General features: G+C 35.4%; 15 protein-coding genes. All 15 read right to left on the bottom strand.

Annotation, left to right across the window (positions count from 1 at the left end; all coding sequences use genetic code 11):
- Positions 1 to 526 precede the first annotated feature (526 nt).
- Entirely contained in the window at positions 527 to 1009 is a 483-nt protein-coding gene (locus tag P9L98_05470; GenBank protein MDP8216747.1) for a DUF4254 domain-containing protein, read from the bottom strand.
- A gap of 90 nt (positions 1010 to 1099) precedes the next feature.
- Positions 1100 to 2092, bottom strand: a complete 993-nt coding sequence (locus tag P9L98_05465) for a glycosyltransferase family 9 protein (GenBank protein ID MDP8216746.1) — start codon at positions 2090 to 2092, stop codon at positions 1100 to 1102.
- Between the two features lie 452 nt (positions 2093 to 2544).
- Positions 2545 to 2904, bottom strand: a complete 360-nt coding sequence (locus tag P9L98_05460) for a hypothetical protein (protein ID MDP8216745.1) — start codon at positions 2902 to 2904, stop codon at positions 2545 to 2547.
- On the bottom strand, positions 2901 to 3425 hold the full coding sequence (locus P9L98_05455) for a nucleotidyltransferase domain-containing protein (GenBank protein MDP8216744.1): 525 nt from the start codon (positions 3423 to 3425) through the stop codon (positions 2901 to 2903). The genes P9L98_05460 and P9L98_05455 overlap by 4 nt, the downstream gene beginning before the upstream one ends.
- Positions 3426 to 4358: 933 nt before the next feature.
- A complete protein-coding gene (locus P9L98_05450) occupies positions 4359 to 5876 on the bottom strand; it encodes an FAD-dependent thymidylate synthase (GenBank protein MDP8216743.1) in 1518 nt (505 codons plus the stop codon).
- 335 nt (positions 5877 to 6211) lie between these two features.
- The gene (locus P9L98_05445; protein ID MDP8216742.1) at positions 6212 to 6301 is read right to left on the bottom strand and encodes a hypothetical protein; all 90 of its coding nucleotides are present in this window, start codon (positions 6299 to 6301) and stop codon (positions 6212 to 6214) included.
- Between the two features lie 120 nt (positions 6302 to 6421).
- Positions 6422 to 7081, bottom strand: a complete 660-nt coding sequence (locus tag P9L98_05440; GenBank protein ID MDP8216741.1) for an FAD-dependent oxidoreductase — start codon at positions 7079 to 7081, stop codon at positions 6422 to 6424.
- Positions 7082 to 7137: 56 nt separating this feature from the next.
- On the bottom strand, positions 7138 to 7317 hold the full coding sequence (locus P9L98_05435) for a hypothetical protein (GenBank protein MDP8216740.1): 180 nt from the start codon (positions 7315 to 7317) through the stop codon (positions 7138 to 7140).
- Positions 7318 to 7455: 138 nt separating this feature from the next.
- Positions 7456 to 7893 carry a desulfoferrodoxin family protein gene (locus tag P9L98_05430; GenBank protein MDP8216739.1) on the bottom strand — a complete coding sequence of 146 codons (438 nt, stop codon included), beginning with the start codon at positions 7891 to 7893 and terminating at the stop codon, positions 7456 to 7458.
- A 19-nt stretch (positions 7894 to 7912) separates the two neighbouring features.
- The gene (locus P9L98_05425; GenBank protein MDP8216738.1) at positions 7913 to 8488 is read right to left on the bottom strand and encodes a rubrerythrin family protein; all 576 of its coding nucleotides are present in this window, start codon (positions 8486 to 8488) and stop codon (positions 7913 to 7915) included.
- Between the two features lie 69 nt (positions 8489 to 8557).
- Positions 8558 to 9010 carry a pyridoxamine 5'-phosphate oxidase family protein gene (locus tag P9L98_05420; GenBank protein ID MDP8216737.1) on the bottom strand — a complete coding sequence of 151 codons (453 nt, stop codon included), beginning with the start codon at positions 9008 to 9010 and terminating at the stop codon, positions 8558 to 8560.
- Between the two features lie 23 nt (positions 9011 to 9033).
- Positions 9034 to 9174 (bottom strand): rubredoxin, encoded by a 141-nt coding sequence (locus tag P9L98_05415; GenBank protein ID MDP8216736.1) that lies wholly within the window; start codon positions 9172 to 9174, stop codon positions 9034 to 9036.
- A 241-nt stretch (positions 9175 to 9415) separates the two neighbouring features.
- The gene (gene hcp, locus P9L98_05410) at positions 9416 to 11065 is read right to left on the bottom strand and encodes a hydroxylamine reductase (protein ID MDP8216735.1); all 1650 of its coding nucleotides are present in this window, start codon (positions 11063 to 11065) and stop codon (positions 9416 to 9418) included.
- Entirely contained in the window at positions 11066 to 11491 is a 426-nt protein-coding gene (locus tag P9L98_05405) for an Rrf2 family transcriptional regulator (GenBank protein MDP8216734.1), read from the bottom strand.
- A 304-nt stretch (positions 11492 to 11795) separates the two neighbouring features.
- A complete protein-coding gene (locus tag P9L98_05400; protein MDP8216733.1) occupies positions 11796 to 12566 on the bottom strand; it encodes a hypothetical protein in 771 nt (256 codons plus the stop codon).
- Positions 12567 to 12695: the final 129 nt, after the last annotated feature.

The following is a 12695-nucleotide window of genomic DNA, read 5'->3' as shown; positions in this document are numbered from 1 at the left end:
TCTTTTATTCCCTGCTTTTTTCTTGTCAATCGTTCCATAAATATTATCCTTTTTAAATTGTTTCTTTCAAGAAATTAACTATTTCCATAATTATAAAATAACCTCAAAATCATCCCTACGTACTTGGACATACGGCCAGCCGAAGGTACGGATGTAGATTTTTTTAGGCATAACCTCTTTTCTCTTAAAATGTTATAGCAATCTATTGTCTCTAAAAAACCTGTGTAAAAAACTGTAAATACTTTTAATGAAAATCCATATCTAATTGTAAACTAAATAGTTACACAAACTAACCAAAAGTATTATAACGTACGGTTCCTGCCTATTTTACTGAATTTCTCTATTTAATGATCTTTTTAACGTCCCCTTCATATCACTTCTAAATCTTCCCATTAAGCAGTTCCTTATTATCTCCCTTACTTGTTAGTGTACCACCTTGCTTCGTCTTTTTTGCTTTAGCACTTACCGTTAAAGTTACTGATGGACTGATTAAACTTACTTTTTTTGATATAGACATATCTTACCCCTATTTTTCTCTTAAAAGTTTTAACTTCTGACTAAAAAGTTCATCAATATCATCAATTAAATCACATCTCTGTTGATTGACTACGTCTATCTTTTTCTTTATACTACCTATACTAGACAAAGGAACATCTTCTCTTCGTGCTTCATCTTCTAAGTTCCACAGTTCTAAGTTCTTTTTGACAAGAACATCCATAGCCTTTGAGATAGAGTTAATATTACTTACTCTACCTATAAGATTAGGGTCATTATAAAGCTTAAGCTTTTCATCTCTTAAAACCTTAATCCTTCCTACTAGCACTCCCTCAATGAATTCATCTATTTCTTTCAGTAAAGATACCTTTTGTTCTTTTAATATCTGCAGTTTCTTTTTTAGTTCAGATTTAGGAAATTTTACACTTTTGCCATCAAGCATTTTCTTGAGATGAACTCCTCTTATTGCTTTTATCGTAAGCTTATCCAGTAAACTGCCTAAGGTCTCTGCCATATTTATATCTCCTAATCTTTATAAAATTTCCCACAGTTTGCTAAAGAAATAATTAAACCTTCCTTCTTAATATGCACACAGCTTAGCAACTCACAAATCTAGTTTTCGCTCAACCAACTCCAAAACATCCTCCAGACTAATACTTTCCATACATGGACTAGTTTGAACTTTTTCTTCTCTACACCGCGAAAAACCTGGAGAACAAGGCATGCAATGGTATCGTTTTTGAGAAGTAATGATATTATGATAATGGAAATACGGATAAATTTTTGCAGTTGGGCCATATAAGCCAATTGTCTCGACTCCCATACAACTAGCCAGATGCACCAAGCTAGAATCACCGCCAATAAAAAGACTGCATCTCTTAATTAAAGCCATAGCTTGTTTTAAAGTAGTCTCATCCGCAGATACAATTTCATCAGAGATATTCTCTAATACCCTCTGACTAAAAAAATCATTTCTCTTGCTGAGATTAATTACCTTAATGCTATATTTGCTCTTCAGGATCTTTGCCAGCTCATTCCATTTCGCAATCGGCCAATCTTTTAAAGACCAACCGCTAAAGGGATGAATCCCTACCACTTTATCTTTATCATCTATCCCTTCTTCTATCAAAAAAGCATCACAAAAGGAATTTTCCTCTTCGTTAAAAGCAAAATCAAATTTAGCCTTCTGAATATTTATGTTATGAAATCGTAAAAAATCTAGAAATACATCAGCAACATGCATTCCAGCCTCTGGTTGAAAACGTCCAAGATATTTCGCCAAGCTCCATTTATTAGGAATATTGAGAAATCTATACATCATAGTTTGTTTTAGAACAACTACAAGATCAAACCTATCTTTTATTAAAGCAACCATAATACCTAAACGACCCAGTAACCCCTTATCTTTAGCATGCTTATCAAAAGTTATAACCCCGTCTAACCCCTTATATCCATCCGCAATATCTTTCGCGCGTGATGATGTAAGAACATAAATCTTTGCGTTTGGAAATTGCCTTCGTAATGGATTTACAACTACAAGATCATAACAAAAGTCACCAATATTAGTATGCGCGATAATTAAAATATTCTTAAACATTTGTCAATTTCCTCATATATAGATTGTCAAGCTTTTTCTTATATTTGCGCAGTTTATTGATATTTTTATACTCTTGTTGCCATTCTTTCGCTAAATAAAAATTGATATACAGTGTTAAATTAACTTCTTTTTTTCTCTATTACTTATTATATTGCAAATAGTTACATATTACCAAATATTCGTTAAATAGCTAATTAAAGTCGTATAATACTGCGTCCATCGGCCAGCCAAAGGTTTTAATATAGATTTTAGGCATAATTTTTTATAACTACTTCACTCCAAAGCATTTATCAACTTTAATATCTCCAGTGCTATCCCGAACCACTGCAACCAACGGCCATCCAAAATGCAACTGAAAAAATAAAAACCCAGGTACCTTTAAGATGTCTATGTTATTTATTATATCCTGTTGTCCTTCAAATTCCCGCTTTTTTAAAAGTGCTTTTGACAAATTATAGATACTCAAAACTATCCTTTTCTCCTACAAAAAATCCTCCGTCATAAAGATTAACATTGCGCTCTTGTCTCATTTTATTGCCGAGTACAAGAATATCTTCATCTTTAAGCAATTGGCTCAGTTTCTCCAAAATCTTAATATGATGACCGGATTTACTTCTTACCTTATAGCCTTTTCCAGCAATTAGCATAATACCCAGTTTGATTAAAGTGTCATAACTGAATTTAAAAACAACATCTGGTATGTCAGATTCTTCAGCGATCTTAAGATCGTGCCGGGCAGACATTAAAAATTGATCAATTTGTTCTTCTTTAAATACCAGTTTTTGAAAGTGTTGACTCTCAAAATTGATCATATAAGTCTTATAATTTTAGTTTTAAAGACACCGTATATAAACGGATCTTTATCTTTTCTCTTCTTCTCGAATTCCTTTGGACTTAGATTTATTACATTAAACTCCCGGTCCGTATCTTTCTGCAACTTAGCGACAACTCTCTGCAACTCCAAAACAGAATGCATACCAATAGCCAAAAGATCAATATCACTTGAAGAATCCATCTTATTACTTGCGTATGAACCGAATAGATAAGCTTCTTTAATCCCTTTGATATTGCCCATTATATCTTTAAGTTTTTTTTCTATACCATAGGTCTTTAAGAAAATCTGCCGATAATGCTCTAAAACAGGATTATCTTTTGCAAGAAAAAAGTATCTTTGCTTTCCCCGAAATTCACTCTTAAAGAAGCCCTCTTTTTCTAACTCTTTAAGTTTGATTTCCGTATTTTTTGGATCGAGATCTAAAATCCTCGCCAGCTCATTAATGTAGATTTGAGCCTCGGGATTGAGAAAATAGTAATCCAATAATCTTATCGTCACTTTTGACCGTAGAGATATCACGTTTTCCCCATGGTTATGGTAATAAATTACCATGATTATTCATTTTGTCAAGGAAATTACGCGAAATAAAAATTCACATGGCATTGGTTTTTGAAATGTCAATTCCATTCAATAAAAGTTGACATCTGTCAAGTAGATGTCAACTATAAATTCAATAATTGAAATTACGATCTGCTTTTCTTAACCCCTTCATTCCTAATCATTTAACCTCTTTAATATCCCCAAAATCGTCTCTCGGTACTTACACATACGGTCATCCCAGAGTTCTTATAAACACCTTTTTTGTCATAACTTTATTTTTCATAAATGGTTACAAAAAATTTTGCATTAAAAAACCCGTGTAAAAAACTGTAAAATGAAAATTAATTATATCAGATTTCTTTAATGCTACAATAAAAGACTTACGTACATCATTAAATGGCTTACCATCTTTATTGTAGAAGACATAAGGACTGCTAGGATGCTTGAGTTGCCTTACTAAAGCTTGTTTAACATCTTTATTGATAGGAACCTCTTGTCTATCTCCATTCTTAGTATCTAATAAACATATAAATCCTCTCTGTATATCAATATCTCTCCATTTGAGATTAAATATCTCTCTTTTTCTCAAACCAGTGTTTAAAGCAACACCGTATCATTGTTGATAAATATTTAATGCAGGATTTCCCCTTCCTTTTGGGAAAAAGCAGACTTTACACCCAAAGAGTAGTAAACAAAAACAAAAGATGCTGCACTGCTAACCAATCCCGCCTGTGCAAAGCTTGCTTGAAGAGTACAGTAAGCGATACATTATCAAGTCAATTCAGAACGGAAAACGGTAAAAAGGAATGGCTTGAAGAATCTATAGAGAATAATCCAATTCCAAAACAACTTTTACACCAATATGTTACATTAAAAAATAATCGCTGTTCCCTATTTAATATTTCGCACGCCCGGTAAGACAGCTTTTGTGACCTTTGGTAAGTATCCGAAAATTTTTTTATATATATCATCATACTTATCCTTGCCTCCGATCAACGCAAACGTCAAAGGCATGGCTTGCTTTGCCTGTTCACTCATTTCACGGGAAATGTTTTGGATGTCCCACTGCGCATGAGTATCTTCCCTTAATCGTGAAATATGATATAATTCGCGAGCATTAACCCGTATCAATACACGTTTTCTGTGAGCATTAGTTAAAATATAAGGTGCAGTTAAAGGACTTTCATTCTTTATCTTGCTATATACATCGTTTGTTTCATCAATGATTTTTTGAAAATACTTATCCATACCGATTTCTTTTATAGAATTAGGGATTGTCAATCCTAAACCTATATCATAGGGTTGTGCTGTAATCGTTGACATGCGATGCCGTTTCAATTGTCCGAAACAGGCAGCAGATAGCACAATGTTAAACGAGAGATTTGCATATTCAAATTCACGCGGCATAGAATCATACAATTGCATATTCTGCCAAGTTGTTTTGAAGATATCTCTCTGCTTATCCGTAGAAAGATTTTCTACAAATGATCGGCATTTTTCATAAGACAAGCCTGAGGATACATGCAAAAGACTTGTTGCAATAATCTGATCTCCTTTTTTTGTAAATTCTACTAATCGAACTTCCTCCCCGCTATCCACTGTTTCAGGTTGAGAAACAGAGTTAATCATTTTGCTGGTAAGTTTTTTAAGCTCAGGATAAGTTTTACTGTCTAGATCGTTGGCTTCATGAAAAATGATTACGGATGGAGCTACATTGGCAACACATTCATATATGGCTCGCCCAAGTTGACGGATTTCAGCTAAAGGATGAGATGAAAATCTTCGAAGTAAAAGTTCTAAGTTACGGGCGTTTATAGTTTCTCCAACTTGCGATTCTGTCGCTAAAGCTGTAATATAACGGGCATCTTCTTTGGCCCAGCCTTCAAGAAGGCTATGATTTTTTGGATTTTCCGCAAGATCTGCATGTTTTTTAAAAACATATTCTTCGAGTTTTTCAAGAAGTTCAAAATAGGCATTATTCTGCCGATGAATCATATCAACAAATAGATTTTTCAAAGATGTTTGCTTAATTTCATCAGGGATAACAAAATCGTTTTCAAGCGTAATGTAACGCTGAGATTTCTCCGTATAAGAACATAATCTAAATTTCTCTAGTTCTTCCATAGCAAAACGCGAAACACCTAGAATATCTAGATTAAATACAGCATGTTCAGCTACAGAATGATGTCCCATCTTAAATATGATGGATGAATTAGAACGCCTAGCTTGTTTGACTTCTCCTATGGCATCTATTCTTATCTCGTTAATCGGACGAGGATCCCGGCTTATACGGGCATAGGCCGCGGAGAGCACTTCAGGCGTCAAGTCTTCGCGCCCACTCCCCTCTCTTTTGCTAAGTTCACTTAAAATTCCTGCATCTACATTATATCCGGCTAAATAAATCTTCATAACAAACCATCCTTTTTTGTTCTTTTGTACTTAAAACAATTTAATTATCTTAAAGTTTTTTTATTATAACTTAATCAATATCTCCATAATCTTCTATCTGCTTACTTACAAGCAGATAGATATACACTTACCTGACACCAAAAAATCTTGATATAAATTCCCGCTGAGTTATTATAACAAAAGGAGCACTCAGAGTAAAACAGATCGGATAGAGCAGTTAAATACAAACACCTCTATCGGATAATTATTCAACATCTGATCCCCCCGAACAAGAAAATATCAAAATACCTGATTTCTGACAGATATAATTATTTTCAACTACCAAATATATTGTTTTATTTTGAAATAATTTCTTTAATCTCGTCCTTACTCAATACTTTTCCCGCTGAAATTACTGCATTATCAATTGCTAATGCCGGCGTCATTATCACGCCATATTCAGTAATTTTGTCAAGGTGCGTTGGGTATCCTCTCAGAGCCGCAACATTTTACACCGAGAGGAGCTATCTTTTCTGCAAATGCAACATATCTGGTTAATACCTTCATTAATATCCTATAAAATTTTCAACCCACACATTGTCTTTATCACAACCCAGCTCTGAGCACAGCCTTGTCATAGTATTTACCATGGCAGGCGGTCCGAATATAAACAAAACCCTGTCGCGATAACCGCCCATATGGTTTGATATAACGCCTGAATCTATTCTACCCTGATAGCATGCTGCATCCTTGACATCGCATATATGGACAAAATATTTAATATCCAGTAAAGGATTCTGTCCGCTCCAATTATCCAGCTCTTGTCTGTAAGCTATCTCCGCTTCGCTTCTATTTGCATAAATAAGACAGATATCGATATCAAGTTTTTTATCCATAATATACTCGATTATCGATATTACCGGTGTAATACCTATACCGCCAATCAAAAACCCTATGCGCTTGAATTCATTCTTGAACACAGATTTTCCCATTGGGCTGTGCATAGCTACAGCATCGCCTTTTTTAAGATCTTTGAGTTTATCTGAAAACGCGCTACTGCTTAATTTTTTTGTAAATTCAATATACTCTTTTTCAGGTGCACTGGAAAAAGACAAGTATTTATTCAGTTCGTAATTATTTTTATCTTTTTTATCAAAAATGATCTGAGCGAACTGCCCAGGCAGAAAATCTACCGGACTTTCAGGTTCAAATCTGAAACTTTCCACTGCAGGGGTTCGCTTTATGCTCTCTTTAAATATAAGTGTAAATTCATTCATAATTTTTAAAGTTTATGAGTAGACAGATACTTAAACACGCTAAGACATGCTTTCAAACCCTTGCTATAGGCTATAATGATCTGTTTTTCAGGAACATCGGTTACACCGTCGGCAGAAAATACTCCATCAACACTTGTCCTGCTGTAAGAATAAACCTTTACCTGTATATCAACCCTCCTTTCCAAGAGAAGCCTTAAACAGAATAAGATTACTCAAATGGTTTCTTTCTTGGCCGATTATATTATTAAGCACTGCTTTTTGGGAATCCTTAAGACACTCTTTAAAAAGAGTTAAAAACATTTGTCATTTACTCCTCTTTAATATTAAAGATCTGTTTCATTAAACCATGCTCCGTGCAGGTTGCACAACTCAACTGCCGCAATCTTTCCTGCTCCGAGCTTTAAATGAAGTACGGCAGCAGGATTAAGTTTATCCGGGGTAAGTATTACTCTTGATATAAACTCTTTATCAATATAAAAATCAATATGCTGTATACTGTGTTCAGGAGTCATTGGATGCTGTATTTCCCCTATTTTTACATGAACATCCTGACACTCTTCGGAAATAAGTCCGCATTTCTTAATAACTGTTATGGCCGGGATATGTTTTTTTTCAGACTCTCCCACCTCGGCCTTATCAGCAGCGGTTTTGAGTGCATCATCTTTTTCTTCAAAAGATTTTGCTCCACAGACAGGACACTGTTGGGGCACAACACCGTTTATTACCACATAATAGCATACTTTACATACTATACCTTTCATATTGGTTCCTCCTGTTTAATTAATAGTTCTCACATAAAATCTCATAATAGGCCTGAGGATGTGCACAAGCCGGACATTCATCAAGAGCCTCTTTTCCTTCATGTACATAGCCGCAGTTGCGGCATTTCCATTTAACAACCTCATCACGTTTAAATACTCTACCGTCCTTTACATTAGTAAAAAACTTACGGTAACGTCTCTCATGCTGTTCTTCAACTTCGGCTATCTCTTTAAATGTATCAGCCGCATCATCAAAACCTTCTTCTCTTGCTGTTGCTTCAGCTTCCTTGTAAAGCTTTGTCCACTCCTCATTCTCACCCTCTGCCGCAGCAAGAAGATTAGCTGCTGTATCGCTTATTACTCCTGCCGGATAAGTCGCCACTATCTCTACAGCTCCTCCTTCAAGATATTTGAAAAATTTCTTTGCATGCTCTTTTTCGTTATCTGCTGTCTCAAGAAATATCGCGGCTATCTGCTCATAACCGGCTTTTTTTGCAACCGATGCAAAATACGTATAGCGATTCCTTGCCTGTGATTCACCAGCAAATGACACAAGAAGATTTTTCTCTGTTTTGGTCCCTTTTAAATCTGCCATGTTAAATTCCTCCTTTTAATTTTTATCTGATCTGGTTTAAACTCTATTCATCTTTCTTCTCTAACTGCGTTAAGGCGGAGATAAGTCTATTATACTCTCAACGTCTATCTCGATAAGATATTTAGGTTCTTCAGGAAGCTGGGCCTCGTGGTGCATACTTGATGCCTTTTCGCTTTGCACACTTTTTACAAGCCTATCCGATATTCTCTTTAAAACCTTCTTTTCCCATTCTTTTATCTGATCATCATTTATTTGATCCTTAAACACTATTTTAGCTTTACCTTGAAGAGTATATCCTGTAAAACTGTGCTCATCTACCTGTGTTATGCTCACTCGTGGATCATTTTTAAGATTGTCGTACGTTTTGTTACGGTAGAGATCGATTACAAATACACTTCCATCTTTGTGAATACCCACTATACCTTTAGCAGAACAATGTATTCTACCGTCAGAGTCTATAGTAGAGACTATCACAAAACTCTGCCTCTCAAGAAAATCTACCACCTTGTCGGAAAGCTCCATGACTCTTTACCCCTTATGAATAACTATTCTGCCAATTCAAACATCTCTTTGCTTACCCCGCATTCGGGGCATACCCAATTATCCGGCAAATCCGAAAACGCGATACTGTTATTTTCCGCCGGATCATAAATGTAACCGCAAACCATGCATTTAAATCTTTCCATTCAAACCTCTATATGTTTTAAGTATCTATTATTTTAGTAAATACTGGGTGCTTTAACAAGCGTATCTTAGTATTTTTCCTATTAGCTAAGAGATATCACTTTAATGTTATTTGTTAATATAAAATACTACATCTGATACCTCACCCATTTCTCAAAAACCCAGCCCTGATAATACCCGGACCCTCAAACCGTAGATGCTGCAAATAATGCAATCTCATGCTATTTCACCGCTTTTTTGTCACTAACTAACTCCTGCAGAATTTCCTGTTACCATTGCCTCAATATCATCTTCGACTATACCAACAGGTTTGATGTTAAATTTCTCAACAAGGACTTTTACAACATTCTTAGATAAAAACGCCGGTAATGTTGGCCCAAGCCTTATACCCTTTACACCCAAATGCAAGAGCGCAAGCAATACGGCCACTGCTTTCTGTTCATACCAAGCAATGTCAAAAGATATTGGTAAATCATTAATGTCATCTAATTCAAAGACTTCTTTTAACTTAAGGGCTATAACTACCAATGAATAGCAATCATTACACTGCCCTGCATCAAGAACCCTTGGTATTCCTCCAATATCACCAAGATTTAACTTGTTATAACGGTATTTAGCGCAGCCGGCTGTAAGAATAACCGTATCCTTAGGTAAATCTTGAGCAACTTCAGTAAAGTAATTTCTTGCAGGATGCCTTCCGTCACATCCTGCCATTACAATAAAGCGCTTAATAGCGCCTGATTTTATTGCTTCAACAATTTTATCAGCTAAGGTAAGCACTTGATTATGCGCAAAACCTCCTACAATTTCACCTTTTTCAATTTCCTGCGGCGGTTGGCATATTTTTGCTAAGGCAATAACTTCAGAGAAATCTTTCTGCTGTCCGTCTTTCCTGTCAGGAATATGCTTAACACCCGGATAGCCTGCCATTCCTGTTGTAAAAATTCTATCTTTATAAGAATCTTGAACAGGAGTAATGCAGTTTGTTGTCATCAAAATCGGACCATTAAATGATGCAAACTCTTCATTCTGCTGCCACCAGGCATTACCATAATTGCCGACAAAATGCTCATATTTCTTAAAAGCAGGATAATAGTTAGCGGGAAGCATCTCGCTGTGAGTATAAAGATCAACTCCTGAGCCTTCAGTCTGTCTTAAGAGCTCTTCCATATCCTTAAGGTCATGCCCTGAAATAAGAATCCCGGGATTATTTCGAATCCCGAGATTAACTTTCGTGATCTCAGGATTCCCGTAAATCTTCGTATTAGCTTCATCCAAAAGGGCCATTGCAGCAACAGTTATCTCCCCTGCCTTCAATACAAGAGCAACCATTTCATCGACGGAAAGATCTCTCGTTGTCGATGCTAACCCTTCCATTATAAACTCATATATCTCTTCCTTTTCAAATCCTAATATAGCCGCATGGTCCGTATAGGCTGCCAAACCTTTTAAACCATAAATAAGCAGTTCACGAAGAGAGCGCAGGTCTTCATTTTCAGTAGAGAGCACTCCTACCTCTTCTGCCTTATCATAAAATGCTGCTACATCATCACCATGCCGCAGAGCATCATCATGAAGGGTTTCATCTGCTAAGATACCGCTTCTCTCTTTAAGCTCATCACGGATAGTTAATCCTTCTCGTATTAATATAATAATTCGCTGATCATCAAAATTAGTATTTGTAATCGTTGCAAAAAGTGCCCGAGCTGTAAATAAACCTGCGCTATTATCCTTTATACCGTTCTCTTTTGTTTTTTGAGCATAAACAGCAGTACTCTTTAAAACGTAGACCAGTAAATCCTGCAAGTTTGCAGTCTGCTCTCTCTTTCCACATGCACCTGACTTTGTGCAGCCTGTGTTATTGATTGTTTCCTGACACTGATAACAGAACATTTACAACCTCCTTATTTGTTTTCTTAAATCCTTCAAAAGACGGCCTATAGTAATAGCCTCAAATTCCTTGGTTACTAATTTCTCAACTCTATTAATCTGCTTTCTTAAAACACAGCTCGAACGGTTAACGCATAGCTTATTTCTAAACATACAGTCTGAAAGCTGAATATTCCCTTGAAAAATTGCTATAATATCGACTATTGACATTAAATCGGGGTCATTGTTAATCCTAAAACCGCCTCCAGCTCCTTCTTTCGATATTACCAGTTTACTCTTGATTAATTTTTGCAATATCTGTCTTAAAAATTGATAAGGAATATGTTGTTGTTTTGAGATCTCCCGCGCAGAAAGAAGTTTATCCTTGTCTTTAGCGAGTCCCAGCAATGCCCTAATTGCGTAATCTGTATGTTTTGTTAATAGTTTCATAAAGTCTCATTGGTTATCTGACACTATTATAGTATCAGTTGTAAAACTGTCAAGGATTTTTTGTCGTCCGGAAAATATTCTTACTTAGTGAGCAAGAATATAATCTTGAAGCAGGGTATTGAGGAAAAAGTTATTTTTGCAAAGCACGCAGAGAATTGTTGCGCCAAGGTAAGTAACTAGTGCATTACCTCTTCGCTTTTCCTCTCTGGTAGAATTTGATAAATTTTACGGGGCAGTTAGTCAAAAATCCTTATGCAAACTTTACTTATTATAATTGATTATCTTTATTTGTAATATATTGATCCTAACGGTTATCATTTTTATTCAATTTTTTTAAAATTTGTCCTGCGAGATTAGCCATTAAATCAAATCCTTTTTCATAACCAGGAAAAGAATGGGCTTCTAAGACATAAATTTCTTTGTAGTCTTTGGAGAAGATAATATCCACTCCAGCATAATTCAACTGAAGGTCTCTGGCAACTTTCCGAGCCAGAGATTTGACCTTTTTTAACTTAGATTCTGAGATATATCGAGAAAACTTCCTTTTCTGCTCAATCTTACCTCCTTGCGACCAATTGGTTACAAGAGAAATCGTTGGAGTGGATCGTACATAATAATAGGGAATTTTCCCATAAATACAATAGACTCTAAAATCAGACTTTCTCCCTTTGTGAACGGGCGGATCAATTGCTTCTTCAAAAATAAAACCACGAGAGATCAGAATTTTTAGAAATTTATTTCTGTCACTCTTTTTCGCGATCTCATAAAGTCGCCAATGATAGTCATAGGGATGACTTATAATCTTGCCTTTCTGATAAAAGAAATTCGTCATCAACAAACCATTGCTGAGAAATGAGATACCTTTTCCCATCGACCCAAATCGTGGTTTTATATAAAGAGAGACACCGCGATCCACGAGCTGCTGTATATCTTTTAACGATTTTACATCGTAACGTCTCGGAGTAGGAATATTATGTTTTTTAAAAAATATTTTAGATGCTTCTTTATCTCTATCTAAAATTGAGGCTTCAGGAGGATTAACATATTCAATTTTCTTATCAATATATTTTTTCATTATAATTTTATCTAACTTCTGAAAAAATTGTTCGAATTTTAGACCAAACTTCTTGTCCCCATAGACCCTTGAATCTCTATTATAAACTTCAATATTCTTGTTCCAATATTGAAAAGGAAAAAATAACAT

Source organism: Candidatus Kaelpia imicola (assembly GCA_030765505.1).
GTDB lineage: Bacteria > Omnitrophota > Gorgyraeia > Kaelpiales > Kaelpiaceae > Kaelpia > Kaelpia imicola.
Note: the sequence above shows the minus strand (reverse complement) of the source record. Positions and strands in the feature narration are given on the sequence as shown.

Excerpts from the sequence above, each read along its gene's own strand:
- P9L98_05470 (MDP8216747.1), bottom strand. The coding sequence starts at position 1,009 with ATGGCAGAGACCTTAGGCAGTTTACTGGATAAGCTTACGATAAAAGCA.
- P9L98_05465 (MDP8216746.1), bottom strand. The coding sequence starts at position 2,092 with ATGTTTAAGAATATTTTAATTATCGCGCATACTAATATTGGTGACTTT.
- P9L98_05460 (MDP8216745.1), bottom strand. The coding sequence starts at position 2,904 with ATGATCAATTTTGAGAGTCAACACTTTCAAAAACTGGTATTTAAAGAA.
- P9L98_05450 (MDP8216743.1), bottom strand. The coding sequence starts at position 5,876 with ATGAAGATTTATTTAGCCGGATATAATGTAGATGCAGGAATTTTAAGT.
- P9L98_05445 (MDP8216742.1), bottom strand. The coding sequence starts at position 6,301 with ATGACGCCGGCATTAGCAATTGATAATGCAGTAATTTCAGCGGGAAAA.
- P9L98_05430 (MDP8216739.1), bottom strand. The coding sequence starts at position 7,893 with ATGAAAGGTATAGTATGTAAAGTATGCTATTATGTGGTAATAAACGGT.
- P9L98_05425 (MDP8216738.1), bottom strand. The coding sequence starts at position 8,488 with ATGGCAGATTTAAAAGGGACCAAAACAGAGAAAAATCTTCTTGTGTCA.
- P9L98_05420 (MDP8216737.1), bottom strand. The coding sequence starts at position 9,010 with ATGGAGCTTTCCGACAAGGTGGTAGATTTTCTTGAGAGGCAGAGTTTT.
- P9L98_05415 (MDP8216736.1), bottom strand. The coding sequence starts at position 9,174 with ATGGAAAGATTTAAATGCATGGTTTGCGGTTACATTTATGATCCGGCG.
- hcp (MDP8216735.1), bottom strand. The coding sequence starts at position 11,065 with ATGTTCTGTTATCAGTGTCAGGAAACAATCAATAACACAGGCTGCACA.
- P9L98_05405 (MDP8216734.1), bottom strand. The coding sequence starts at position 11,491 with ATGAAACTATTAACAAAACATACAGATTACGCAATTAGGGCATTGCTG.
- P9L98_05400 (MDP8216733.1), bottom strand. The coding sequence starts at position 12,566 with ATGAAAAAATATATTGATAAGAAAATTGAATATGTTAATCCTCCTGAA.